This window comes from Nonomuraea sp. B19D2 (assembly GCF_040137845.1).
Lineage (GTDB): Bacteria > Actinomycetota > Actinomycetes > Streptosporangiales > Streptosporangiaceae > Nonomuraea.
This window is the reverse complement of the sequence record NZ_JBEFAK010000002.1, coordinates 548,506-573,217: the sequence shown is the minus strand read 5'-3', so window position 1 is coordinate 573,217 and position 24,712 is coordinate 548,506. Positions and strand designations below refer to the sequence as shown.

Below are 24,712 nucleotides of genomic sequence, written 5' to 3'. Positions count from 1 at the left end.
GTTTGACCTGGACGGTGCTTCCCCCGTAACGTACGACGGTCGGCTTGTCACGCGACGGCTATTTCGCGTGCCCTCGCTTCCCTGGCAGGCCATCCATGTGTGTATAAGCGCCCTTGCGGCGCACCATCAAGCCTGGAGCCCACCCGTGAGCAAGCGTACTTTCCAGCCGAACAACCGTCGCCGCGCGAAGACCCACGGCTTCCGGCTGCGGATGCGCACCCGGGCCGGTCGCGCCATCCTCGCCGCCCGTCGCCGCAAGGGCCGCGAGAAGCTGTCGGCCTGACCGTCCCGCGCCCGATAGTTGGCCCGCCGGTGGATCTCGCCGGCGGGCGTTAGGCGTATACAGTGCTGTCCCATCAATCCCGCATGCGGCGCGGGGAGGAGTTCAACGCGGCGGTCAGGCGCGGCAAGCGCGCGGGTCGCCCGACTCTGGTGGTGCATTTCGCCATTTCGGGGGAAGAGTCCCCTCGGGTGGGTTTCGTAGTAAGCAAGGCCGTCGGTGGCGCCGTGACCCGGAACACGGTCAAGCGACGGCTCCGACACCTGATGCGGGACCGTCTCGACCGGCTGCCGCGAGGTAGCCTGCTGGTGGTACGCGCCAATCCACCGGCCGCGTCCGCGCGATTCGAGCACCTGGCCGCCGAGCTTGATTCCGCGCTGGAACGTTTGCTCAGGCGGCGCGAGTCCTCGACGGGTGGACAGAAATGACGGAGCAGCCGCAAGGGGTGACGCCGAGCTTCGCCGCTCGGGCGCTGATCATCCCGATCCGGTTCTACCGGGCGTTCATCAGCCCGATGCTCGGTCCACGCTGCCGCTTCTACCCGTCGTGCAGTGCGTATGGACTCGAGGCGATCGCCACGCACGGAGCATTGCGCGGCACATGGCTGACTGTCCGGCGCATCGGGCGGTGCCACCCATTCCATCCCGGAGGTATAGACCCGGTGCCCCCACGCCCGGTCCGGTCCCACGAAACGCAAGGGAGATAGCTCGGTGGAGCTGTCCTGGCTGAGCTGGCTATATGAAGCCGTAGCCCATGTCATCATTTGGATCCACACTGGGTACAGCACGATCCTCGACCCGGACAGCGGGCTGACTTGGGCGTTGACGATCATCACGCTGACTGTCTGCATGAGGATCCTGATCTTCCCGCTCTTCCTGAAGCAGATGCGCTCGTCGCGGAAGATGCAGGAGCTCGCCCCCAAGGTGCAGGAGCTGCGCAAGCGCTACAAGAACGACAAGCAGCGCATGAACCAGGAGGTCATGGCGCTCTATCAGGGAGCCGGGGCCAACCCGCTCGGTGGCTGTCTGCCTGTCGTCGCCCAGTTCCCCATCTTCATCTCCATGTTCACGGTGCTGCAGAACATGGCGAACGGCCACCCGAAGTACGGCATGACGCAGGAACTGGTCGACAGCGCCAGGGCGGCCCACATCTTCGGTGCGCCGCTGCCCGCGAGCTTCTTCATGTCCGAGGCGCAGATCGTCGGCTTCGACGCCACGGTCGTACAGACCAAGGTCGTGCTCGCCATCTTCGTGGCGATCAGCTCGCTCACCACGTTCCTCACCGTCCGGCAGAGCGTCACCCGCTCCATGGCCCAGATGCCGGACAACCCGATGGCGCAGCAGCAGAAGATCCTGATGTACATCTCGCCGCTGTTCGCCTTCTTCAGCCTGAACTTCCCGCTCGGTCTGATCCTGTACTGGGTCACCACCAACCTGTGGACGCTCGGTCAGCAGCACTGGTTCTACAGCCGGAACCCGATGCCGCAGTTCGACGCCAAGGGCAACGCGATCCCCGCGCAGACCAAGCCGGGCCTGATCGCCAAGCTGCGCAAGACCACGCCGGAAGAGCAGGCGCCTCCGCCCCCGCCTGAGCCTAAGATCATCAGGCAGCAGCCAAGCCGCCAGTCCCGCAGCAAGCGCACCGGCAGCAAGAAGTCTTGAACATGAAGGAGAGGCCGGCCATGACCGAGGCCGAGCAGGAGAAGACTCCTGATCTCAGCGCGCTGGAGCAGGAAGGCGAGATCGCTGCCGACTACGTCGAGGGCCTTCTCGACATCGCCGACATCGACGGCGACATCGACATGGACGTCGAGGGGGACCGCGCCATGGTCTCCGTCGTGGGTCTCAAGGGCACCGAGCTCGTAGGCCCCGAGGGAGAGGTCCTGGAGGCGCTGCAGGAGCTGACCCGCCTGGCCGTGCACCGGCAGACCGGCGAGCGCTCCAGGCTGATGCTCGACGTCGGCGGCTATCGGGAGCGTCGCAGGGCCGAGCTGACCAAGCTCGGCACCGAGGTCGCCAACCAGGTCAAGGACCATGGGGAGCCGAAGTCGCTGCAGCCGATGACGCCCTTCGAGCGCAAGATCGTCCACGACGCGGTGGCGGCCGCCGGGCTCCGCAGCGAGTCCGAGGGCGAGGAGCCGCACCGCTACGTGGTGGTTCTGCCCGCCTGAGGAGTGTTACGCCATCCGATCCGGCCGTCTGCCCGCTTGTGTGCGAGGTGGACGGCCGTTTCGCGTTTGTACTCTTTTATCCCTGTACGTCCACTGCAACGTGCATATATGCGCTTGTTAGCGTTTTCTCGGTCAGCCGGGTCGTACCGATAGCGGCGTGCTCAAAGGTCGCCTTCAGACCGGCCCGCTAGTCTTCCACTGTGATCTCACCTCTAGCCTTGAGTAGAGACCACCCGCAATAGATCAACGCCGGACTGTCGCCCGCCCATCAGGGCGGATCAGTCCTAGAAAGGGCCACTGACCAGTGAGCGATGAGCTTCCGGCGCCGCCGGACATAGCGCGGGACGTCTTCGCCGGGGAGGCTTGGGACCGCGCGAAGGCGTTCGCCGAGCTGCTGGCGGGGCCCGGCGTGGTCCGCGGGCTGCTGGGCCCGCGTGAAGTGCCCAGGATCTGGGATCGCCACCTGCTCAACTGCGCGGTCGTGGCCGAGGTCGTGCCCCCGGAGGTGCGCCTGGTGGACATCGGGTCCGGCGCCGGGCTGCCCGGGCTCGTGCTGGCGATCGTCCGCCAGGACATCACGGTCACGCTCCTCGAGCCGCTGCTCCGCCGTACCGTGTTCCTGGAGGAGTGCGTCCAGACGCTCAAGCTCGACAACGTCGAGGTGCTGCGCGGGCGGGCGGAAGAGCTGGCGGGCAAGCGCGAGTTCGACGTCGCCAGCGCACGCGCGGTGGCGCCGCTCGACCGCCTCCTGAAGTGGGCCATGCCGCTGCTCCGCGAGGGCGGCGAGCTGATCGCCATGAAGGGGGAGCGCGCCGCCGAGGAGCTCGCCGAGGCGGAGGACCAACTGCGGGCCATCGGAGTGCGATCGGCCGAGCTCGTGACCGTCGGGCGCGGTAAGGTCGAGCCGCCTGCAACACTGGTTCGGGTGGTAGCGGGTCGCGCGCCGGAGCGAGCCAGGCGGCGACGAAGGAGGTGACGGTCGTGCCAGTCGCGTCAAGCGGTCTTGGCTGGCCGGACAGCCGTCCGTCCGAGAGTCCAAGCGGGGTTGGCTGGCCCGAAAAGGGCGTGTCGCGACAGTCAATTCCCGGCACCGGCACACCACTGGTTGAAAGGATGGCCATCGTGACCCAGACCCCCCTGAACCCCGGCGATTCGCCGTTGGTACGAGAGGCGCTCAGCTCAGTGGTTTCACGTGAAACATCTGCAACCCAGACCGCTGCCCCCAGCGACGGGGACGGCGCGTGGCCGCGCCCGCCCAAGACCAGGGTGATCGCGGTGGCCAACCAGAAGGGCGGCGTGGGCAAGACCACCACGTCGGTGAACATCGCCGCCGCCCTGTCCATGAACGGCCAGCGCGTGCTCGTCGTCGACCTCGACCCGCAGGGAAACGCCTCCACGGCGCTGGCCACGGAGCATCGGGGCGACGTGCCGGACGTCTATCAGGTGCTCGTCGATGACCTTCCGATGGCGGACATCGTCAAGCAGGTCCCCGACATGCCTAACCTCTACTGCGCACCGGCCACCATCGACCTGGCGGGCGCGGAGATCGAGCTGGTCTCCCTGGTGGCCCGGGAGGCCCGCCTCCGCCGCGCGCTGGCGGCGTACGACGCGGTCGAGCTGGACTACATCGTGATCGACTGCCCGCCGTCGCTGGGCCTGCTGACGGTGAACGCGTTGGTGGCGGCGGAGGAGGTCATGATCCCCATCCAGTGCGAGTACTACGCCCTGGAGGGCCTCGGGCAGCTCCTCAGGAACGTGGACCTGATCCGGGCCCACCTGAACCCGACGCTGAAGCTCTCGACCATCGTCCTGACGATGTACGACGGGCGCACCCGTCTGGCCTCGCAGGTGGCGGACGAGGTTCGGGCGCACTTCGGCGACACGGTCCTCAACACGGTGATCCCGCGCAGCGTCCGCCTGTCCGAGGCGCCCAGCTACGGCCAGTCGGTGATGACGTACGACCCGGGATCCAGTGGCGCGATGGCGTACATGGACGCGGCCCGCGAGATCGCCCACCGCGCCACCGTGTCCTGATCGGGCCCCTTCGGCCTTCGAACCCGGGCGGAAAGGGAACGCGCCGCCCATCCCGGTCCGCTCCTCGGCGCCACCCCACCTGCCGTCACGGATGTTCTGCATGCCGTGGCGGGGCCGCACGGTGTTCTTCTGTCGTTGCCGTGGCCGCGCGTGTGCGCGCAAGAGTCCCGCAGCGCGCGCCTGACGAGACGCCTCCGCCAACGACCGGACCGTCACTGCGGAGACGGGAACCGAGTTGCGCGGCGTTGTCTCGGTGGCGCCGGCACCCATACCAAGAGCACGGCACAGCGAGACTGCGGCCCCGTGAGGCGGCGGCCCCGTGAAGTGGCGGCCCCGTGAAGCGAGGGCCTGCCCGTGAGATGGCGGGGCGTGGGTGCCGGAGTCGGGCGGCCGAGATGACAGGGCGACGACGCAGCGGGGTGGCGGGGTGGCCGGGGTGGCGGGTCAGGCGGTCGTTGGGTTGGTTTGCGGCCGTGTCGGTGTAAATACCGCGGGCCGGTGTGTGGCGAGGGGGCACCGTGCGGGGCATGCAACGGTAACCTCTCCTGGAGTGACCGGAATCGACCGGGTGGATGAGGAGACGCAGTGAGTCAGCAGCGGCGGGGATTGGGCAAGGGACTCGGGGCGCTCATCCCGACCGGTCCTATCGTTGACGGTTCGGGGACGGTGCCCGCCCCGTCGAACGGTTCAACGGGGGAGACGGGCCCGAGGCCGATCGCTGGAGCGTACTTCAAGGAAGTCGCGCTGGACGCGATCGTCCCCAACCCGCGCCAGCCGCGTGAGGTCTTTGACGAGGAGCGGCTTGAGGAGCTGGCGGCGTCCATCCGGGAGGTCGGTCTGCTGCAGCCGATCGTGGTCCGGCCGGTCGGGGGCGGTCAGTACGAGTTGATCATGGGGGAGCGGCGCTGGCGAGCGTGCCAGCAGGTCGGGTTGGATCCGGTTCCGGCGATCGTCCGCAACACCCAGGACACCGATCTTCTCCGGGACGCGCTCATTGAGAACCTTCAGCGTGAGCAGCTGAACGCTCTCGAAGAGGCCGCGGCCTATCAGCAACTCCTCGACGACTTCCAGGCGACGCACGAGCAGCTGGCCCAGAAGGTCGGCCGCTCCCGCTCTCACATCACCAACACCCTCCGCCTCCTGAACCTCCCGCCCGAAGTCCAGCGCACGGTGGCCGCCGGCGTCATCAGCGCCGGTCACGCCCGAGCCCTCCTCGGCCTCAACAGTCCCGAGGAGCAGATGCAGCTGGCCAAGCGCATCGTGGCGGAGCTCCTCTCGGTCCGGGCGGTGGAGGAGATCGTGGCCATGGGGAGCGCCAAGGCGGCCACGAAGCCCACTCGCGAGCGTCAGCCAGCCAAGCCCACGGCCCCCGGCCTGACCCACCTCGCCGACCGCCTCTCGGATCACTTCGAAACCAAGGTGAAGGTGGACTTGGGGCGGCGCAAGGGGCGCATCGTCGTCGAGTTCGCCACGATCGACGACCTTGAGCGCATCATCGGCACCATGGCGCCGGAAGCTGTCCGCGCGATGCGAGAAGCCGAAGACTGACCTCTGTTTCCACGTGAAACCGGCATCGCCGAGAGTCGGAGCTCATGTTTCACGTGAAACTGCGTGGGATCGAGCGCCCGGCCAGCCCCTTCCCTTGGGGGCGATGTTTCACGTGAAACGCGGGGCGCTTCGACTGGTTCTGCTTCTGAGAGGGTCGCCGCCGAGTGTGAGGCGCCTGTCGTCCGTGCTTGTTGTTTCACGTGAAACGTGCGACCCAGCGGCAGGATCCGACGGGCAGCATCGTGACCCGTCTCGGGCCGCCTGTTTCACGTGAAACAGGCGGCCGCTGTGGTTGCGATGGCTACGTGGCAGCGGCCTTGTGGATGTCCGCCAGGAAGTCGTCTACGTGTTCCGGGGTCGTATCGAAGGCGGTCATCCACCGGGCGACTCCCGTGGGCTCGTCCCAGTGATGGAAGAGGTAGCGGCTCTGGAGGGCCTCCACGACGGTCGGTGGGAGAGCGGCGAAGACGGCGTTCGATTGGACCGGATAGGCCAGGGAGACGCCGGGCATCTCGGCTATGCCGTCCGCCAGGCGGGTGGCCATCTTGTTGGCGTGGGAGGCGTTCTCGCGCCACAGCTCGTCCGTCAGTAGCGCCGAAAGCTGGGCCGAGACGAAACGCATCTTCGAGGCGAGCTGAAGTGACTGGCGGCGGAGGTAAGGGATGCCGGGGGTGAGTGAGGGGTCGAGGATGACCACCGCCTCCGCGGCCAGGGCGCCGTTCTTGGTGCCGCCGAAGCTGAACACGTCCACACCTGCGTCCGTCGTGATGGTCCTCAGATCGCAGTCGAGGTGGGCGGCGGCATTGGCGAGCCTGGCGCCGTCCACGTGGAGGCGTAGGCCCGCCGCGTGTGCGGTCTCCGCGAGGGCGGCGATCTCGTCGGGGGAGTAGCAGGTGCCGAGCTCGGTGGCTTGGGAAATGGAGACGACCGAGGGCTGGGGTTCGTGTGGATTGCCGATCACACCCAGTCGGGACTCGATGTCGTCGGGGCGGAGCTTGCCGTGCTCGGTGGGGATCGTCACCAGCTTGACACCGAGCAGGCGCTCTGCCGCTCCCGTTTCATGCGTGACGATGTGGGCGCTGTCGGCACAGAAAATGGAGTTGTAGCGGCCGAGTACCAAGGACAGCCCGACCATGTTGGCGCCCGCCCCGTTGAGCACCGCGAATCCCTCAGCGCCCGGGCCGAACACCTCCTTGATCCTGTCTTCGAACGCCGAGGTCCAACGGTCGTCACCGTAGGCGGGTGCGTCCCCGTGGTTGGCGGCGGCTATGGCTTCCAGGACGGTCGGGTGCACGCCCGCGTGGTTGTCACTGGCAAAGCTCTTGGGGTACATCGAATCGATCGGCACACGGTAAGGCTACTTACTCGCTCTCGACCGGAGTTCTGCCCGGTTGTCGTCTGGTGGCGGGGAGGGGTGAGGGGCACGGATTGGGCGCGCCGCACCGGTACCGCGCTCAGCCCGCACCGTATCGGGCGATGTGGTGCCGAGCGGATCGGTGGACGCGATGGGCTGAGCGTCCGAAGGGGAGGGCACTTGGCGCCTCAGGTTGCCGGCGGCGCCTCGCGGCAGGTTTCCGGCTCAAGGCGTCGACAGCCCGGTGCTGCGTCGCCCGTCTGCCCGGTGGTGCCGTGCCGAGCCTCCGCCGTGTGGTGCCGTGCAAAGCGTCGTCTGCTTCATGTGCCGTGGCGCGTGCTTGAGGTGCAGTGGCGCGCGCCGTCCTTGAGGCGGTGGCCCCGTCTCGCAGCACGGCACCAGCGAGCCGGAGTGGGGCTAAGCGTGGGCGCGGGATGCCGCGTTCTGGAGGAGGGTGCGGCAGAGGTCGCCCAGGTCTTGACCGGCGGCCTCGGCGGCCATCGGCAGGAGGGATGTCTCCGTCATCCCCGGGGCCACGTTGACCTCCAGGAAATGCGGGGTGCCCGCCGCGTCCACGATCAGATCCGTGCGGGAGATGTCGCGGAGACCGAGCGCCGTGTGGGCGGTCACCGCCGTCTCCGCGCACGCCGCGGCCGCCTGGGCGGAGAGGCGGGCGGGAGCGAAGAACTCCGTGTGCCCGGCGGTGTAGCGGGCCGCATAGTCGTAGACGCCCTCGTCCGGGACGATCTCGACGGCCGGCAGGGCCACCGGGCCGTTGCCCAGGTCCACGACGGAGACCGCCACCTCGACGCCCTCCACATAGCGCTCGATCAGCGCCGTGTCGCCGTACGCGAAGCAGCCGACCATCGCGGCGGGCAGCTCCTCCGCCGTGCGCACGATGGAGGCGCCCAGCGCCGACCCGCCCCGGGCGGGCTTGACGAACAGGGGGAGGCCGAGTCGCTCCACGATGCGGCCAAGCACCACCGTGGCGCCGAGGTCGTGGAAGGTCTCCTTCGGCAGCGTGACCGACTCCGGCGTCCGCAGGCCGACGGAGCGTACGACGGCCTTGGCGGTGGGCTTGTCGAACGCCACCCGGCACGCGTCCGGGTCGGCGCCCACGTAGGGGACGTTGAGCAACTCGAGCACGGAACGGATGGCGCCGTCCTCGCCCGCGCCACCATGGAGGGTCACGAACACCGCGTCCGGCGGGTCCGCGAGGATGGACGGCACGAGGGAGGCGTCGGTGTCGCGGGCCTCCACATCGATGCCCGCCGCACGCAGCACCTCGCTGACTCGGCGACCGGAGCGAAGGGACACCTCTCGCTCATAGGAGAGACCTCCGGCCAGCACGAGCACGTGGCCCAGATCGCTCATCACTTCTCCTCCGCTGATCGCACGCGCCGCTGTCCAACCGTACCGCCATGGCGTCGTCGCCAGGCACGGAGCCGACGTATGGCGCGTCTGCTTGACGGCATGCGGAGGCGCGATGCCCGAAGGGGGCGGGGCCGCCGTGGTGCCGGCCCCGCCCAAGAAAGAAAGCCAGGAAAGGACTAGGCCAGGTCCGGGCCGGGGGTGTCGACGCCCTGGTGGTCGCGGACCGAGCCGGTGCCGAACGTGTCCCGGAGCTGCATCTCCTGCTCGATCACCACGGCCAGCCGCCGCACCCCTTCCCTGATCCGGTCAGGCTCGGGGTAGCAGTACGAGAGCCGCATGTGCCGGGCGCCACTCCCGTCCGAGTAGAACCCGGTCCCCGGCACGAACGCCACCCGCTCGGCCACCGCCCGCGGCAGGATGGCCTTCGAGTCGAGCCCCTCTGGCAGGGACGCCCAGACGAAGAAGCCGCCGGCGGGACGGGTCCACGTCACCTCGGGAGGCATCAGGGAGTCGAGCGCGTCCAGGAGCGCGTCGCGGCGCTCGCGGTAGAGCTCCCTGAACGCCTTGATCTGCTCCTGCCACGGCTGCGTGGCGAGGTACTGGCCCACGGCCAGCTGGGTGAACGAGGAGTGCGAGAGCACGGCCGACTCCATGGCAAGCACGAGCTTGTCGCGGATGGCGTGCGGGGCCAGCGCCCAGCCGACGCGGAAGCCGGGGGCGAGGGTCTTGGAGAACGACCCCAGGTAGACCACGCCGTCCGGATTGTCGGCCCGGAGGGCCCGCATGGGCTCCCCGTCGAACCCGAGCAGTCCGTACGGGTTGTCCTCGATGATCAGGATCCCGGCCCGCTGGCAGATGTCGAGCACCTGCTGCCGGCGGGCGATGTTCAGGGTGACGCCGCCCGGGTTGTGGAAGGTCGGGATCGTGTAGAGGAACTTGATGGGCGCGCCGGCCGTCTCCAGGGCGTAGATGGTCTGGGCGAGCGACTCGGGCACGATGCCCTGATCGTCCATGGCGATATGAACGACTTTGGCCTGGTAGGCGGCGAAAGTACCTAGCGCGCCCACGTACGAGGGACCCTCGGCGAGCACCACGTCGCCCGGGTCGATGAAGATGCGGGTGATCAGGTCGAGGGCCTGCTGCGAACCGACGGTGACGACCACGTCGTTCGCCCCGGCGTTGATCCCCTCCAGCCGCATGACCTCGCAGATCTGCTCGCGCAGATGCGGGTCGCCCTGGCCGGAGCCGTACTGCAGCGCGACGGGGCCGCGCCTGGTGACGAGCTCGGAGACCAGCTCGCCGACCATGTCGAGGGGAAGAGCCGTGACGTACGGCATGCCGCCGGCGAGCGAGACCACCTCGGGCCTCGACGCGACGGCGAAAAGAGCTCGGATCTCGGAGGCGACCATCCCGGTAGCTCGCGCGGCGTACCGATCGACGTAAGCGTCGATGCGCGACCCTTGGGTCGCGGGTGCCTGACCGTGATCCAGCTCTCCTGTCACGGCCCACCTCCTAGGTGTCATATCGGACTGAAATACCAGATTACGCTAACCGGACATGTCGCCTGTGACGGGCTCGACCGTCGTGGTGTCCGCTGGCTGCATCTTCACTGGGCTACGATGCCACCTGTGGACGCGGTTTTCGCGCGCTTTTCCGGGTCAACGACAGGGGGCCGTAGTTGTCGCGCCGGCTGGTCAACATAACCCTGGACAATCTTGATGATCTGCCGCGGCGCTGCCGCCGGTGCGTGTTCTGGGAGCTCGATCCGGTCAGCGGGGAGCGGGCGGTGGAGTCAGGCGATCCGGGGCTGGAGAAGGAGGCCTGGATCTCCGGCACGCTGCTCGAATGGGGCAGCTGCGGGAAAATCGTGTACGTCGACGGGGTGCCCGCGGGGTTCGTGCTCTACAGCCCGCCGCTCTACAGCCCTCGTTCCGTGGCCTTCCCCACCTCTCCGGTCAGCGCCGACGCGGTGCTGCTCATGACGGCGCACATCATTCCGGAGTTCTCGGGCGGCGGGCTGGGGCGAATGCTGATTCAGGGCGTGGCCAAAGACTTGACCAGGCGCGGGGTGAAAGCCATTGAAGCTTTTGGCGACCTCAAGTGGGAAGAGCCTAGTTGCGTAGTTCCAGCTGAATACTTGCTTTCTGTGGGGTTTAAGACGGTTCGTCCGCATTTGCGTTTTCCGCGACTCCGGCTGGAGCTCAAGACCGCCGTCTCGTGGCGTGAGGACGTCGAGGTGGCCTTGGAACGGCTCCTGGGCTCCATGAGTCCAGAACGCGCGCTACGTCCCGTCTGACGACTTCTCAGCGCCGTACAACGCGAAAGCCCCCCGCCATGGGCAGGGGGCCGGGCGCGCGCCGCGGGAGAGCGGACTAGATGATGCCGTCGAGCTCGCGAAGCAGCATGGCCTTCGGCTTGGCGCCGATGATCTGCTTCACGAGCTCTCCGTTCTTGTAGACGTTCATCGTCGGGATCTGGAGCACACCGTACTGGCGCGGAACCTCCGGGTTCTCGTCGATGTTGAGCTTGACGATCTCCAGCTTGTCGCCGTGCTCGTTGGCGATCTCCTGGAGGATGGGCGCGACCTGACGGCAGGGGCCGCACCACTCGGCCCAGAAATCGACCAGCACGGGCTTGTCGCTCTTGAGGACGTCAGCTTCGAAAGAGGCGTCGGTGACAGCCTTCACGGTGCGCTCCTTTATCACTTCTCGGTGTTGGCCAGCCAGCGCTCGGAGTCGAGCGAGGCCGAGCAGCCGGTGCCGGCCGCGGTGATGGCCTGGCGGTAGGTGTGGTCGACGACGTCTCCCGCGGCGAACACGCCGTCGATGTTGGTCGCAGTGGACGGCGCGGCCACCTTGATGTAGCCGTCCTCGTCGAGATCGATCTGCCCCTTGACCAGCTCGGTACGCGGATCGTGCCCGATAGCCAGGAACAACGCGTCAGTGGCCAGCTCGCATTCCTCGCCCGTCTTGACGTTGCGCAGCTTCACGGCCTCGACGTGGGTGTCGCCGAGCACGTCGACGACCTCGGAGTCCCAGACGAAGCGGATCTTCTCGTTCGCGAACGCCCGCTCCTGCATGATCTTGCTGGCGCGCAGCGAGTCGCGGCGGTGCACCACGGTCACCATGCGGCCGAACCTGGTGAGGAACGTGGCCTCCTCCATCGCCGTGTCGCCGCCGCCGACGACCACGATGTCCTTGTTGCGGAAGAAGAAGCCGTCACAGGTCGCGCACCAGGACACGCCGTGCCCCGACAGGCGCTTCTCGTTCGCCAGGCCGAGCTCCCGGTAACCGGACCCCATCGCCAGGATGACGGACTTGGCGTAGTAGGTGTCGGTGTGGGTCTTGACGACCTTGGGGTTGGCCTCCAGGTCCACCTCGACCACGTCGTCGGCCACCAGCTCGGCACCGAACCGCTCGGCCTGCTTGCGCAGGTTGTCCATGAGATCGGGGCCCATGATGCCGTCGGGGAAACCGGGGAAGTTCTCCACGTCGGTGGTGTTCATGAGTGCGCCGCCGGCTGTGACGGAGCCCTCGAAGACCAGTGGCTTGAGCTCGGCGCGCGCGGAGTAGACGGCCGCGGTGTAGCCAGCTGGGCCGGATCCAATAATGATCACGTTACGAACGTCGCTCAACGCTCCACGCCTTCCTCGTCTGCTGTTGCACCGGCGTCAACAGATCCTAGGCCGCCGTGATTCCCTGCCCTACACACAACGCCCCCTACACAGCAAAAGAGCCCGCCAGAATGCGGGCTCTTTCACCACGAACCTTCTCAAAAGCGCATGTTGCTACCAGTGGCCCAGGGCGGGCTTACGGAGGTTCTTGCAGTTGAACGGGTCAACGATGTCGATGCGCAGCTTCTGGGTGGCCTTGTCCTTCCAGGAAGCCACGATGAGGGCCTCCTGGCCGTTGTACTGGCCCTGGTCGACCGCGTACGTCGGCAGCTTCGACCGGCTCGCCACCCGGCTCACGCACTTGTCGACCTTGCCGGCGTCGTCGGAGCCGTCCAGCACCATGCGCTGGAAGCCGAACATGCCTTCGAGCGGCTGGCGCAGGTCCTGGTCGCTGTAGTTGTGGCCGCTGTCGGTCAGCGCGTACGCCTTGGCCCGCTGTCCGACCTTCGACGGAGTCGAGGGTGCAGACGAGGGCGCGGGCTTGGCCTCGACGCCACCGGTCTGAACCTTGGTGCCGCCGCCGCTGCTGCTCACGAGCAGACTGGTCGAGGTCACGATCGTGCCCACCACGGCGGCTGCCGCCGCGGCCGCGATCGCGGGCATCGCCCACCTGCGCCGCCGCGAGGCTCTGCGCCTGGCCGGGACGATCGTGCCGTCGTCGGAGACGACCCCGAGGCGTACCGGTTGGGGGGCTTCTTCCGCGGCCACCTCGACCGGCCGCTCCCACGGGGCGTCCCGCATGAGCTCGTCCCAGTCAGGTGCTTCCACGAGGCCGACACCTCCCCGCCGGGACTCCGCCTCGGCGGCCAAGGCCTTGTCGATGCGCAGTGCGACACCCATCGGCATGGCCGGTGTGGGGGTCGCCGCGAGCACCTCGCGAACCGCCGCCAGGTCTGCCAGCAGCTCCCCACAGGGGTCGCAGACCGCGAGATGCCCGCGGACCTGGCGCGCCGTGTCGACGTCTAGGAGATCCTCGGCCAGCTCGGCCAGGATGTCCAGATCGTAGTGCGTATCACCCGTCACGAAGTTCTGCTCCCTTCGCGGATGAGACGCGATTGAGGTCCGATCGGTTCCGCAGATGCGAAAGAATTGGGGCAAGTTTCGCGCGCCCTCGCGCGCACCTGCTCTTCACCGTGCCGCTCGGCACTTGGAGCACCTGAGCTGCGTCTTCGACCGAGTAGCCCATCATGTCGACGAGCACCAGCGCCGCCCGCTGGTCGCTGGGCAGCAGCTTGAGCGCGGCCGAAACCTCCATCGAGACCTCGCGCTCGACGGTCTGGTCGGGCAGGGGGGTTTCACGCTCGGCGGCCTCGATCAGCTCGTCGTCCGCGACGGGCCTGACCGATTTACGGCGCATCCTGTCGAGGCAGGCGTTGACCACGATCCGGTGGAGCCAGGTCGTGACGGCCGCCTCGCCGCGAAACGTGGCGGCCTTGCGGTACGCGGAGACGAAGGCATCCTGCACGGCGTCGGCGGCCTCGTCAGGGTCACCGAGCGTACGCAGGGCGACCGCCCACATGCGATCGCGATGCCTCTTGACGATTTCGCTGAAGGCGTGTGGATCCCCGTTGATATGCGCGGTCAGCAGCTCGGCGTCTGTGACCGCCGGCCGCTCCGCTGCTGAGGGTGTCTCGGGTGGGGAGTTCACAAGAGGGATTCCTGATTATGCCGATCCGGGAGAGTGCACCACTACTTCATAGATGGTGCCATGAAAGTTGCCCGCATCCGCCGGAACACGAGTAAACCAGATCAAAACGTACTGACCCGTTGCCGGTTGATCAGGGGTCAGCGTGGTCTTGCCTGCCGCGTTCTTCTCGGTGGCCACCGTCTTCAGCGAGCCGAGCTCCGGCGAGTCGCCCACCTTGAGCTCGACCGTCGCACCCGGAGCATCGGCCAGCGTAGCGACCACGTCGCTGATCTGCATGGACTTGCCCATGTCGAGCAGCAGACCGACGCCCTCCTTGAGGTTGCCCAGGTCGGCGCTGGTGTACCCCTCTGTCTTCCACAGGGTGCTGGGCTTGCCGTCGATGGCCAGATCGGCCATGTCGGACTTCTCGTCCTTGTCGCCGAGCGGGTCGAACCCCTGCGCCTTCTTCGGCTTGACCACCTGGGCCTCGGCCGAGGCCGACGTGGAGGCGCTGGGGCTGGTGCCCTCCGCCTCGGGCGTGGTCGGGCTGCCCAGGCTGCGGCCGATCGTCCAGGCGCCGACGCCGACGGCCGCGATGACGAGCAGCACGACCAGCGTCATCAGCACCCGGTTGAGCGTGCTGCCGCCGCCGCTTCGCGGGGGGCGCGGCGCGGGCGGCAGCGGCGGGACCGTGAGCTGCTGGCGGTGCGCGATGTCCAGGCCCTCGGTGTGGGAGGCGGAGGCCACCGCGGGCGTGGAGGGGTAGGCGATCGGGATGGGCATGGGTCTGGCCACCCCGGCCAGCGCCTCTGCCACGTCGGACGGGCTGGCCAGCGCGCCCTGGCCCCTGCGGGCCTCGGGCAGGCACGCGCGTACGGTGACCGTGTCGAGGTAGCTCGGCACGCCGGCGGTGACCTGGCGGGGCGTGCAGAAGTGGCCGTCGGTCATGGGGGCCGCGGGCAGCCCGCCCTCTTCCTCGTCGCCCGGCCAGTGGCCGGTCAGCCCGGCGTACAGCAGCCGGCCGAGGCCCTCGGCGTCGTCGAGCGCCGGCTGGTCGGTGGTGAGCCCGGACAGCGCCGCGTCGACGGCCACGCCGAGCACCTTGACCGTGTTGCCGGTCGTCCACACCAGGTGGGAGGGGCGCAGGCACAGGTGGTAGAGCTGCGCCTCGTGGGCGTGCGCGAGCGCCTCCGCGGCCTCGGCCACCAGCCCGGCCGCCCGCTCGGGCTCCAGCGGGCCGGAGGCGAGCAGGTCGGTCAGCGACTCGCCGGTGACCCACTCGCTGACGACGTAGGCGGTCTTGTCTTCCTCCGCAGCGTCGAACACCTGCGTCAGGCGCGGGTCGGTCAGCCTGCTCGCGGCGCGGGCGGCCGTGACGACCTCGTGGACGCGGGGGAAGTCGGGCGCGAAGGTGTGGACGGCCACGGGACGCGCGAGTATCTCGTCGATGGCCTTCCACAACGTGGCGCCGTCGGACTCGCTGACGCGGTCCTCGAGCCGGAAGCGCTCTGCCAGACGGGTGCCGGGTTCGACGGCCGACGTGCTCACAGGCTCACTCCGCTTGGCCGATCGGGCGTGCTCATGACTCGAATCACCTGCGTGGTGGTGTCCCACGAAGGCACGCTATGCCGGGTGGATCCGCCCACGCCCCTCCTGCTTCCATTCGCGCGTGTCGCGCACCATGGTAGTGCCGAGTGGATTCGGCCCGCGTTCTTTACCGACCTACCCGCCCCGCGACCATCCCAACGATGGAATTGACCTCCGGGATGCGCATTCTGTGGGCGACGCCGAGATAGAGCAGCAATCCCAGGCCTCCCCCGACAGCAAGCACGATCAGGGAATTGACGAACCCTAGCCCGGTGAACACTCCCGTGGCCACCCAGACCGCCGCCAGCGCCACCACGGCGGTGGGCATGGCCGCGAGGTACATCCTGGTCAGCGCCATGCCGATGGTCCAGCCGCCCAGCCCGCGAACCCGGCGGCTGGCCAGCCACCAGGCCCCGAGCGCCCCCAGCGCGTACGCGATGGCGTACGCGAGCGCCAGCCCCATCACGGCGTACCGGGCCGGCAGCAGCGCGTTGAACACCACCATGAGCAGCGCGTTGACCGCGGTCGTGCCGGCGCCGATGAACACCGGCGTGCGGGTGTCGCCGAAGCTGTAGAAGACCCGCAGCAGCAGCTGGAACAGCGCGAACGGCACCAGCGCGAGCCCGTACACCTGCAGCACGTTGCCGATGTAGACGGCGTCGGCGACGGTGTTGGCGCCGTGGCCGTAAATGGGCACGGTGATCGCCGGCCCGAGCACCATGAGCAGCAGCGACACCGGCACCATGAGCGAGCAGATCAGCCGCACGCTCGACCCGAACTCGCTGCGCACGTCGTCGAGCCGCCCTTCGCCGACGGCCCGGCTCATCCTGGGCAGCATGGCGGTGATCACCGAGACGCCGATGATGCCGTACGGGAGCTGGAAGAGCTGGAACGCCAGCGTGTACGAGCTGATGCCGTGGCCGTCCACCACGTTGCCCGCCGCGCTGGCCAGGTTGGTGGTCAGCATGAAGCCGAGCTGGGTGACGATCACGTAGCCGATCGTCCAGACACCGGCCCTGCCCATCTCGCCCAGCCGGGCATTGCGCACGTCGAAGCGGGGCACGAAGGCGAACCCGACCCGCTTGAGCGCGACGATCAGGATGGCCGCCTGGGCCACGATGCCCACCGTGGTGCCCAGGCCGAGCAGCACCAGGTCGCCGGTGGTGACCTGCCCGATGTCGCGTGCGCCGCCGACCATGACGTAGACCAGGAACACGCCGATGACGACCACATTGTTGACCACCGGCGCCCACATGGGGGCGCCGTAGCGGTCGCGCGTGTTGAGTATGGCGCCCGCCACCGCGCCCACGCCGAAGAAGGCGAGCTGCGGCAGGATGAAGCGGGCCAGCATGACCGCGGCCTCGAATTTGGCGCTGCCCGCGTCCCAGTCGGTGTAGAGGTCGATCAGCAGCGGCGCGCCGAACACCGCCACCACCGCGACCGCGATCAGCGCCACCGCGGAGACCGTCAGCAGCCGCTGCTCGTACGCCCGGCCACCGTCGGGGTCGTGCTGCTGCGCCCGCACGATCATCGGGACCACGACGCTGCTCAGCACGCCGAGGAGCAGCAGGTCGAGGATGCTGTACGGGATCGCGTACGCCGCGTTGTAGGAGTCGCCCAGCGCCCTCGTACCGATGGCATAGGCCAGCACCATGGTCCGCACGAACCCCGTGACTCTGGACACCATCGTGCCCGCCGCCATGATGGCGCTGGCCCGAAGCATGCGGCTCATACGGTCTCACTCTCCCGGGTCTTGGCTGCGCGCGCGACCTTCCGCTCCGACCTGCGCCGCAGCACCCGCGTCACCGCGGCGGCGAGCATCACGGTCAGCGCGGCACCCACGATCACCGAGGCGATGCCGGTGTAGCCGGTCGTACGGATGATCAGCCGCTGCGGCTTGCCGTACGGCTGCCCGTCGGCGGTCTTGAGCTGCACGGTCACCGTCGCGTCACCGCTGCCGCCGGTGGCGGTGTTCATCTCCACCTGTACCGTGCCGCTCTGCCCGCCGCCGATCCTCAGCAGCTCCTCCGGCGAGTTGACCCGCAGCAGCTCAGGGTTGTTGGACGTGACGTCGATGTAGAGGGCGATGGGGACTCCCAGCGAGTTCTTCACGCTGATCGGCACCACGCCGTTGCTGCCCGCCAGCGTGCGCGGCCGGTCGGGACCCGCTCCCGTGATCTGGATCTTGTCGATCCGCTCCGTCACCGCCGCGTCGACCAGCTTGGTCACCGAGCGGCCCACACGGGTGTTGTTGCGCCACGCCGACGAGGTGAGCCTGAGCACCGCCGCGTCGAAGCCGGAGGCTATCTTGTCGGCCGTGATCAGGGAGGTGAGCTGCGCCTTCGAGCTGGCGTCCCGGACCGGGGTGAGGTATTTCGCGCTCAGCTCTTCCTTGCGGTCCTGGTCGGTGTAGGTCAGCCCGGCGCGCGGGACGGCCAGCCTGGTCGGCTTGAGCGACTCCAGCTGGGTCAGCTGCAGCCAGGGCAGCTTCTCCGCGGTCTTCATCAGCTCGGTGACGAGCTTCGGGTTGGGGTCCCAGCGGCGCGACGGGGCGATGACGATCGACCTGGGCGAGGTCTGGCCGGCTTCTGCGGCGATCACCGCGGTCTCGGCGATGAAGCGTTGCGTGCTGAGCAGCACCGACGTGCTGGTGGTCGGCTCGAACAGCTTGCTCAGCTCGGCGTCGGCGACCAGGGCGGTGACGGGCCCGTTCACCGAGTCGAGCGTGCCGGCGGCGTCGGGCGTGAACGGCACGGGTGGCTGCGGCGGCAGGTTGGTGGGGTTGAGCAGGACCTTGTCGACCTTGTCCGTGCTGACTGAGAGCAGGTCGAGCGCGTCGGCGTCGAGCAGGCCCGCGGGTGGCCAGTTGACGTTGGTCTTGACCTCGCGCCCGAGCTGTGCCGCGAGCTTCTGCCTGCCCAGCGCGATCGCCTTGCCGGGCTGCGCGTCCAGCCCCTGGTGGGCGAGCGCGGCCACGTCAGGATCGGCGTACGGGACCGCGAACACCGGAGAGGCGGCCAGCGCGGTGCGCATGGTCGTCAGCCAGCTCGCGGCCTCGGCACTGGCCGGCTTGTCCTGGACGCCGTCCTTCTTGGTCTTGACCTGGTATTTCCCCTTCATCGCGGTGAGATCGTCGAGCAGTCCCGGCTCGACGAACCAGGTGACGTCCTTGGGCGCCGCCTGCGCGATGGTCGCCAGATCGGCGAGCCGTCCCCTGCCGCTGATCGACTGGCTCAGTTTGTCGTCCACGAACTGAGGGCCGTCGATCGCCCGGTGCGGCTGGTCGATGACGGGCAGGGCGATGGCGAGCTTGTTGCGCGGCAGTTTCGGCACCGTGGGCGGCGCGTAGGTGACGTACGTGCGCTGCGCGGTGATGCCCACGTTGTACTGGGCCACTTCCACGGCCACCGGGTAGACCCCGAACGAGGGGACCGCAGGGGAGGTGAGCTGCATGGGCGTCGCGGTGAACTCCCAGCGCACCTGAGCGCCCGCGGCCAGCGCCTGGATGTCGTAGCGGGAGGTGGAGGAGACGTTGCCGGGAAGTGTCGCGGGGTTCTGGTCGCTCTGGTAGGCGGCCATGGTGGCGCGGTCGGTGAACTTCTGTGGCTGGTAGCGCAGGCGTACGCTCAGGCCGGTCATCGGCGCGCTGCCGTCGTTGCGAAGCGTGCCGGTGAACTTGATCACATCGGTACGCGCGGCCGGCACCTGGGGCGTGATCGACGAGATCGAGACGGACAGGGTCTGCCTGCTCGCCTTCGCGATCTTCGTGGCAGCCGCGCCGGGCGCGGTCGCCACCACGGTGAGGGCGAGCAACGCGAAGAGCAGCGTGGCCTTACGGATCACGCGTATGCCCGAGCTGGAGTACGACGACGCACGCCCGCAATGGTACGGGTTCAGTGCCGCCGCGCGACCGCCTCACGTGATCCTTTCGCCCGGAGGTCGACCATCTTGCCTGGCAGAAGTGCCAACAGGTCGAGCGCGCGCAAGGTGAGGGCGGTGTGCCGTTCGCCGGTGGCGGTGTGGACGAGATCGTCGTCGTCGAGCAGCCGGTCGTCGACGAACATGGGCAGCGACTCCGGCAGCAGCAGCGGGCACACCAGCCCGCTCGCGTAGTCGGTGGCCGCGTTGACGACGTGGGCCGGGGCCGGTCGCACCCGCCGCATGCCCAGTATTCCGCCGACGGTTCCCAGCGGCGGCGGCGCCGACACGGGGGAGGTGATTCCGATGACGACCTCGCGGCCGACCCTCGTGGCGACCTCGAGCACAGTGACCATCAGGCACCTGTCCGGTGCCGCGGAGACCGCCTCAGGCAGATCTTCCGCGCAAGTCATGGGGCGCGGAAGGCGTACGATCTCATGATGGACCTGGTGTGCGAGGAGCCAGCGGTGGATCGCGAGGGCGTCCTTCATATAGTCCTCCTTGCCTTGTTCCATGGCCCCCGACGGTCCCAAGACCGACGGTAACCCCGACCCGGTGTGGCTCGGGGGATATGTTTCGGCAGCACAAGAAGGACCTACCCGCTTGTCCGACTCAACTCTGACTGACAGCCAGCAGCGAGCCATGACGGACCTGTTCCGTAAGATCGCGCCGGTGGCCGACGAGCTCGGCCGCCTCTTCGCCGTGCACGGCCACGAGCTTGCCCTGGTCGGCGGCCCCGTACGCGACCTGCTGCTCGGCCGCATCGGCAACGACCTCGACCTGACCACCGACGCCCGCCCCGAGCGGGTGCTGGAGATCGTCAGGGACTGGGCCGACTCCGTCTGGACCATCGGGATCGACTTCGGCACCGTGGGGCTGCGCAAGGGCAGCTGGCTGATCGAGATCACGACGTACCGGAGCGAGTCGTACGACCCGAAGTCGCGCAAGCCCGAGGTCATGTACGGCGAGACGCTCGAAGTGGACCTGGAGCGGCGCGACTTCGCGGTCAACGCGATGGCCGTGCGGCTGCCTGGGCACGAGTTCGCCGACCCCTACGGCGGGCTCGGCGACCTGAAGGCCAAGGTGCTGCGCACGCCGGGCACGCCCGAGCAGTCCTTCGGCGACGACCCGCTGCGCATGCTGCGGGCCGCCAGGTTCGCCTCACAGCTCGAGTTCAGCGTCCACGAGAGCGCCGTGGCGGCGATGACCGCGATGGCCGGGCGCATCGAGATCGTCTCGGCCGAGCGCATCCGCGACGAGCTCGACAAGCTCGCCTGCGGCGCCGACCCGCGCGAGGGGCTGCGGCTGCTCGTCGAGACCGGCCTGGCCGCCCACGTGCTGCCCGAGCTGCCCAAGCTGCGCCTGGAGATCGACGAGCACCATCGGCACAAGGACGTCTACGAGCACACGCTGACCGTGCTCGACCAGGCCATCGCGCAGGAGGAGGACGGCAAGCCGGACCGGGTCCTGCGCTGGGCGGCGCTCCTGCACGACATCGGCAAGCCGAAGACGCGCCGCCACGAGTCGGGCGGACGCGTGTCGTTCCACCACCACGAGGTGGTCGGCGCGCAGATGACCAAGAAGCGGATGACCGAGCTGAAGTTCCCCAAGGACGTGGTCTCGGACGTCGCGCGGCTGGTGGAGCTGCACCTGCGCTTCCACGGCTACGGCACGGGGGAGTGGACCGACAGCGCCGTACGCCGCTACGTGCGCGACGCCGGTCACCTGCTGGACCGGCTGCACAAGCTGACCAGGGCCGACTGCACCACGCGCAACAAGCGCAAGGCCGCGGCGCTGTCGCGCACCTACGACCACCTCGAGGAGCGCATCGCCAGGCTCGCCGAGGAGGAGGAGCTGGCCAAGATCCGCCCAGAGCTGGACGGCAACGAGATCCAGCGCGTCCTGGGCATCGGGCCTGGGCCGGTGGTGGGGCGGGCCTACAAGTTCCTGCTCGACCTCAGGCTCGACAAGGGCATGATCGGCAAGGCGGCGGCTACCGAGGCGTTGACGGAGTGGGCCAGGTCGAACGGCGTTGGCGGGTGATCATCCGATAGACGAGCGCCGCCACGGGGTAGCCGACCGAGATGATCGCGACGGCGAGGTAGGACTTGCCGTTGGCGGGCAGGATCATCGCCGACAGGGCCGCGGCCAGCACGTACATGCCGTTGAAGAGCATGTCGTAGACGGAGAACGCCCGGCCCAGGTAGATGTCCTCGACGTCGCGCTGGACCGTGGTGTCGGCGCAGATCTTGACGCTCTGCCCGGCCACCCCGAGCACGAACCCGGCCACGGGCAGCCCCCACTCCTGGAACGGAAGCACCAGCGCGGCCGTCAGCACCCCGGCCGCCGACAGTGCGATCGGCACCCACCGCTCGATCGTGAACCGCTCGGTCGCGTACGGGGTGATGACCACCGCGAGGAAATAGCCCACGCCGGACGTGGCCACGACCAGGCTGACTCCGCGTAGCGCGGCGTCGGGGTCACCGTTGGTGAAGTAGTAGCGGTAGAGGATGATGCCGAGCGCGGTCGCCATGCCGTAGAGGAAGCGGTGCGCGGCCATCGCCCCCATGGTGGCGGCGGCCATGCGGCGGTGAACCAGGTGTCTGGCGCCGTCGACCAGTCCGGCCAGCACGTTGCGCATGGCCTCGCGCGCCTGCGGCCTCCTGGGGTCGTACTCGGGGCCGAGCAGGTCGCGGGCCATCGTCCGCGCCATCAGCGCGCTCATCCCGAACACCACGCCGGAGGTCACCAGCAGCAGCGCGACGCCCCGGTCGGCGCTGCCGAACACCTCGCGCAGCAGGAACCCCACGCCCGCGCCCACGAACGTCAGCACGGTGCCGGAGGTGGGGGTGACCGCGTTGGCCGCCAGCAGCCGGTCCGCCGGCACCACGTGCGGCAGCGAGGCGCCGAGCGCGGCCAGGAAGAACCTGTTGACGCCCAGCACGGCGAGCGCCGCCGCGTAGAACACCGGATCCGGCACGTCCGCGGCGACCAGCACCGCCGTGACCAGCAGCAGCGCGCCGCGCACGATGGGCGCGACCACCAGGATCTGCCGCCGCGACCAGCGGTCGATGAACACGCCGACGAAGGGCCCGAGCACGCTGTACGGCAGCAGCAGCACGGCCAGCCCGACGGCCACTTCGAGCGCGGTCGTCTGGCTCTCCGGGCTGAAGAAGGCGAAGCCCGTCACCCCGAACTGGAAGATCCCGTCGGAGAACTGCGAGATCAGCCGGGTGGCGAACAACCTCCGGAAATCATGGCCCCGCAGTACCACGCGCAGGTCGGCGACGAACGACACGCGGCAAGCCTAGTCCTCCGCACGTCGCATACGATGCCGGGGAGATATTGAGACAGCAGGTGGTTCGCGGGTTCCGAGCGGTCATCATGATCTCGTACGCTTCATAGCGTGACGATTGAGGAACACGTTGTGCTGGTCGACGGTGACGGCCGTGCACTCGGCACCGCGCCCAAGTCCGAGGTGCACGGACGTGAGACGCCCCTTCATCTGGCGTTCTCCAGCTACGTCTTCGATCACGACGGCCGCGTGCTGCTCACCAGGCGGGCCGACCGCAAAGTCACCTGGCCGGGGGTCTGGACCAACAGCTGCTGCGGCCACCCGCTGCCGGGCGAGCCGGTGGACCGGGCGGTCGCGCGCCGGCTCTCCTACGAGCTGGGACTGACGGTGGAGAGCGTCGACCTGATGCTGCCGACCTTCGCCTACCGCGCCGTCATGGCCAACGGGATCGTCGAGCACGAGCTCTGCCCGGTCTACCGCGCCACGGTGTCCTCGCCTGTCGTGCCCAACCCGGAGGAGGTGGGGGAGACGCGGTGGATGCCGTGGAAGGAGTTCGCAGAAGGGGTCATGAACGGGCTGCTGGCGATCTCGCCCTGGTGCCGGGAGCAGGTGCCGCTGCTGGACGAGCTCGGGTCCGACCCGATGGCCTGGCAACCCGCCTCGCCGTCCGCACTGCCGCCAGCGGCGCGCCTGTAGGCGGCGCCCGACGCGGGCGAAAGGACGGCGCCGCACCCCGTACCGAGGGCGCGGCGCCGTATCAGCGGGTCAGCGCTCGACCTCGCCCCGGATGAACTTCTCGACGTACTCGCGAGCCTCGTCGTCCGAGAACTGCTTCGGCGGCGACTTCATGAAGTATGAGGAAGCCGACAGGATGGGCCCGCCGATGCCCCGGTCGAGGGCGATCTTGGCGGCGCGGACCGCGTCGATGATGATCCCCGCCGAGTTGGGCGAGTCCCACACCTCCAGCTTGTACTCCAGGTTGAGCGGCGTGTCGCCGAACGACCGCCCCTCCAGCCGCACGTAAGCCCACTTCCGGTCGTCCAGCCACGGCACGTGGTCCGACGGACCGATGTGCACGTCGGCCTTGCCCATCTCGTGCGGGATCTGCGAGGTGACCGACTGCGTCTTGGAGATCTTCTTGGACTGGAGCCGCTGCCGCTCCAGCATGTTCATGAAGTCCATGTTGCCGCCGAAGTTGAGCTGGTACGTGCGCAGCAGCTCCACCCCGCGGTCCTCGAACAGCTTGGCCAGCACGCGGTGCGTGATCGTGGCCCCGACCTGCGACTTGATGTCGTCGCCGACGATCGGCACCCCGGCCTCGGTGAACTTCTCCGCCCAGACCGGGTCCGAGGCGATGAAGACCGGCAGCGCGTTCACGAACGCCACGCCGGCGTCGATGGCGCACTGCGCGTAGAAGCGGTCCGCCTCCTCCGAGCCCACCGGCAGATAGGACACCAGCACATCGACCTGGTTGTCACGGAGCACCTGGACCACGTCGACGGGAGCCTCGTCGGACTCCTCGATGATCTCCCGGTAGAACTCACCCAGGCCGTCGAAGGTATGGCCGCGCTGGACGGTCACCCCCGTGGGCGGCACGTCGCAGATCTTGATCGTGTTGTTCTCGCTGGCGACGATCGCCTCCGAGAGGTCGCGGCCGACCTTCTTGGCGTCCACGTCGAACGCGGCGACGAACTCGACGTCGCCGACGTGGTAGTCGCCGAACTTCACGTGCATGAGGCCCGGGACCCGTACGTCCGGGTCGGCGTCCTTGTAGTAGTGAACGCCCTGGACCAGCGACGACGCGCAGTTGCCGACACCGACAATGGCCACGCGAACCGAACCCATCGCACTC

Annotated in this window: 24 protein-coding genes; 11 read left to right on the top strand and 13 right to left on the bottom strand. The window is 68.5% G+C overall.

What is annotated here, in order from left to right; all coding sequences use genetic code 11:
- The first annotated feature begins 145 nt into the window (after positions 1–145).
- From rpmH to ABN273_RS06385, 8 genes are all read left to right on the top strand, one after another.
- The gene (rpmH, locus tag ABN273_RS06420; protein ID WP_043614899.1) at positions 146–283 is read left to right on the top strand and encodes a 50S ribosomal protein L34; all 138 of its coding nucleotides are present in this window, start codon (positions 146–148) and stop codon (positions 281–283) included.
- A 62-nt stretch (positions 284–345) separates the two neighbouring features.
- Positions 346–708: a ribonuclease P protein component gene (gene rnpA / locus ABN273_RS06415; protein WP_349447691.1), complete on the top strand. Its 363-nt coding sequence runs from the start codon at positions 346–348 to the stop codon at positions 706–708.
- A complete protein-coding gene (gene yidD / locus ABN273_RS06410; protein ID WP_349447690.1) occupies positions 705–986 on the top strand; it encodes a membrane protein insertion efficiency factor YidD in 282 nt (93 codons plus the stop codon). The genes rnpA and yidD overlap by 4 nt, the downstream gene beginning before the upstream one ends.
- A gap of 4 nt (positions 987–990) precedes the next feature.
- Entirely contained in the window at positions 991–1,941 is a 951-nt protein-coding gene (gene yidC, locus ABN273_RS06405) for a membrane protein insertase YidC (protein WP_349447689.1), read from the top strand.
- 20 nt (positions 1,942–1,961) lie between these two features.
- Positions 1,962–2,450 carry a Jag family protein gene (locus ABN273_RS06400; protein ID WP_349447723.1) on the top strand — a complete coding sequence of 163 codons (489 nt, stop codon included), beginning with the start codon at positions 1,962–1,964 and terminating at the stop codon, positions 2,448–2,450.
- Between the two features lie 304 nt (positions 2,451–2,754).
- Positions 2,755–3,426, top strand: coding sequence for a 16S rRNA (guanine(527)-N(7))-methyltransferase RsmG (rsmG, locus tag ABN273_RS06395; RefSeq protein ID WP_349447688.1), 672 nt, complete (start codon positions 2,755–2,757; stop codon positions 3,424–3,426).
- 206 nt (positions 3,427–3,632) lie between these two features.
- Complete coding sequence (locus ABN273_RS06390; protein WP_349447722.1) at positions 3,633–4,484, top strand: ParA family protein; 852 nt, start codon at positions 3,633–3,635, stop codon at positions 4,482–4,484.
- A 585-nt stretch (positions 4,485–5,069) separates the two neighbouring features.
- Positions 5,070–6,032, top strand: coding sequence for a ParB/RepB/Spo0J family partition protein (locus ABN273_RS06385; RefSeq protein ID WP_349447687.1), 963 nt, complete (start codon positions 5,070–5,072; stop codon positions 6,030–6,032).
- 301 nt (positions 6,033–6,333) lie between these two features.
- On the opposite strand, the gene ABN273_RS06380 is transcribed toward ABN273_RS06385, so the two are convergent.
- The 3 genes from ABN273_RS06380 to ABN273_RS06370 all read right to left on the bottom strand — a co-directional run bounded on the left by ABN273_RS06380 (position 6,334) and on the right by ABN273_RS06370 (position 10,283).
- On the bottom strand, positions 6,334–7,380 hold the full coding sequence (locus ABN273_RS06380; protein ID WP_349447686.1) for a threonine aldolase family protein: 1,047 nt from the start codon (positions 7,378–7,380) through the stop codon (positions 6,334–6,336).
- A 423-nt stretch (positions 7,381–7,803) separates the two neighbouring features.
- On the bottom strand, positions 7,804–8,760 hold the full coding sequence (locus ABN273_RS06375; protein WP_349447685.1) for a D-alanine--D-alanine ligase family protein: 957 nt from the start codon (positions 8,758–8,760) through the stop codon (positions 7,804–7,806).
- A gap of 176 nt (positions 8,761–8,936) precedes the next feature.
- Positions 8,937–10,283: an aminotransferase-like domain-containing protein gene (locus tag ABN273_RS06370; RefSeq protein WP_502910945.1), complete on the bottom strand. Its 1,347-nt coding sequence runs from the start codon at positions 10,281–10,283 to the stop codon at positions 8,937–8,939.
- 155 nt (positions 10,284–10,438) lie between these two features.
- On the opposite strand from ABN273_RS06370, the gene ABN273_RS06365 reads away from it, so the two are divergent.
- Positions 10,439–11,056: a GNAT family N-acetyltransferase gene (locus tag ABN273_RS06365; RefSeq protein ID WP_349447684.1), complete on the top strand. Its 618-nt coding sequence runs from the start codon at positions 10,439–10,441 to the stop codon at positions 11,054–11,056.
- Positions 11,057–11,132: 76 nt separating this feature from the next.
- Here ABN273_RS06365 and trxA read toward each other — a convergent pair whose 3' ends face one another.
- The 8 genes from trxA to ABN273_RS06325 all read right to left on the bottom strand — a co-directional run bounded on the left by trxA (position 11,133) and on the right by ABN273_RS06325 (position 20,056).
- Positions 11,133–11,447 carry a thioredoxin gene (gene trxA / locus ABN273_RS06360; RefSeq protein WP_349447683.1) on the bottom strand — a complete coding sequence of 105 codons (315 nt, stop codon included), beginning with the start codon at positions 11,445–11,447 and terminating at the stop codon, positions 11,133–11,135.
- 14 nt (positions 11,448–11,461) lie between these two features.
- Complete coding sequence (gene trxB, locus ABN273_RS06355) at positions 11,462–12,394, bottom strand: thioredoxin-disulfide reductase (RefSeq protein ID WP_349447682.1); 933 nt, start codon at positions 12,392–12,394, stop codon at positions 11,462–11,464.
- 153 nt (positions 12,395–12,547) lie between these two features.
- Entirely contained in the window at positions 12,548–13,456 is a 909-nt protein-coding gene (locus ABN273_RS06350) for an anti-sigma factor family protein (protein WP_349447681.1), read from the bottom strand.
- Positions 13,446–14,081, bottom strand: coding sequence for an RNA polymerase sigma factor SigM (gene sigM / locus ABN273_RS06345; protein ID WP_185069557.1), 636 nt, complete (start codon positions 14,079–14,081; stop codon positions 13,446–13,448). Before sigM ends, ABN273_RS06350 begins: the two co-directional genes overlap by 11 nt.
- Before the next feature lie 15 nt (positions 14,082–14,096).
- Positions 14,097–15,608: a protein kinase family protein gene (locus ABN273_RS06340; protein ID WP_349447680.1), complete on the bottom strand. Its 1,512-nt coding sequence runs from the start codon at positions 15,606–15,608 to the stop codon at positions 14,097–14,099.
- Positions 15,609–15,774: 166 nt separating this feature from the next.
- The gene (murJ, locus tag ABN273_RS06335; protein WP_349447679.1) at positions 15,775–17,379 is read right to left on the bottom strand and encodes a murein biosynthesis integral membrane protein MurJ; all 1,605 of its coding nucleotides are present in this window, start codon (positions 17,377–17,379) and stop codon (positions 15,775–15,777) included.
- Positions 17,376–19,490, bottom strand: coding sequence for a DUF6049 family protein (locus ABN273_RS06330; RefSeq protein ID WP_349447678.1), 2,115 nt, complete (start codon positions 19,488–19,490; stop codon positions 17,376–17,378). Before ABN273_RS06330 ends, murJ begins: the two co-directional genes overlap by 4 nt.
- Positions 19,491–19,540: 50 nt before the next feature.
- Complete coding sequence (locus tag ABN273_RS06325; RefSeq protein WP_349447677.1) at positions 19,541–20,056, bottom strand: YbaK/EbsC family protein; 516 nt, start codon at positions 20,054–20,056, stop codon at positions 19,541–19,543.
- A 151-nt stretch (positions 20,057–20,207) separates the two neighbouring features.
- Between ABN273_RS06325 and ABN273_RS06320 the strand changes: the two genes are divergently transcribed.
- Positions 20,208–21,608, top strand: coding sequence for a CCA tRNA nucleotidyltransferase (locus ABN273_RS06320; protein WP_349447676.1), 1,401 nt, complete (start codon positions 20,208–20,210; stop codon positions 21,606–21,608).
- Here the strand turns inward: ABN273_RS06320 and ABN273_RS06315 are convergent.
- Complete coding sequence (locus tag ABN273_RS06315) at positions 21,559–22,863, bottom strand: MFS transporter (RefSeq protein WP_349447675.1); 1,305 nt, start codon at positions 22,861–22,863, stop codon at positions 21,559–21,561. The genes ABN273_RS06320 and ABN273_RS06315 overlap by 50 nt on opposite strands.
- Positions 22,864–22,971: 108 nt before the next feature.
- On the opposite strand from ABN273_RS06315, the gene idi reads away from it, so the two are divergent.
- Complete coding sequence (idi, locus tag ABN273_RS06310) at positions 22,972–23,556, top strand: isopentenyl-diphosphate Delta-isomerase (RefSeq protein ID WP_349447674.1); 585 nt, start codon at positions 22,972–22,974, stop codon at positions 23,554–23,556.
- A 69-nt stretch (positions 23,557–23,625) separates the two neighbouring features.
- Here idi and ABN273_RS06305 read toward each other — a convergent pair whose 3' ends face one another.
- Positions 23,626–24,705, bottom strand: coding sequence for an inositol-3-phosphate synthase (locus ABN273_RS06305; RefSeq protein ID WP_349447673.1), 1,080 nt, complete (start codon positions 24,703–24,705; stop codon positions 23,626–23,628).
- Positions 24,706–24,712 lie beyond the last annotated feature (7 nt).

Excerpts from the sequence above, each read along its gene's own strand:
- ABN273_RS06305 (WP_349447673.1), bottom strand. The coding sequence starts at position 24,705 with ATGGGTTCGGTTCGCGTGGCCATTGTCGGTGTCGGCAACTGCGCGTCG.
- ABN273_RS06325 (WP_349447677.1), bottom strand. The coding sequence starts at position 20,056 with ATGAAGGACGCCCTCGCGATCCACCGCTGGCTCCTCGCACACCAGGTC.
- ABN273_RS06370 (WP_502910945.1), bottom strand. The coding sequence starts at position 10,283 with ATGACACCTAGGAGGTGGGCCGTGACAGGAGAGCTGGATCACGGTCAG.
- ABN273_RS06320 (WP_349447676.1), top strand. The coding sequence starts at position 20,208 with ATGACGGACCTGTTCCGTAAGATCGCGCCGGTGGCCGACGAGCTCGGC.
- ABN273_RS06375 (WP_349447685.1), bottom strand. The coding sequence starts at position 8,760 with ATGAGCGATCTGGGCCACGTGCTCGTGCTGGCCGGAGGTCTCTCCTAT.
- murJ (WP_349447679.1), bottom strand. The coding sequence starts at position 17,379 with ATGAGCCGCATGCTTCGGGCCAGCGCCATCATGGCGGCGGGCACGATG.
- ABN273_RS06400 (WP_349447723.1), top strand. The coding sequence starts at position 1,962 with ATGACCGAGGCCGAGCAGGAGAAGACTCCTGATCTCAGCGCGCTGGAG.
- yidD (WP_349447690.1), top strand. The coding sequence starts at position 705 with ATGACGGAGCAGCCGCAAGGGGTGACGCCGAGCTTCGCCGCTCGGGCG.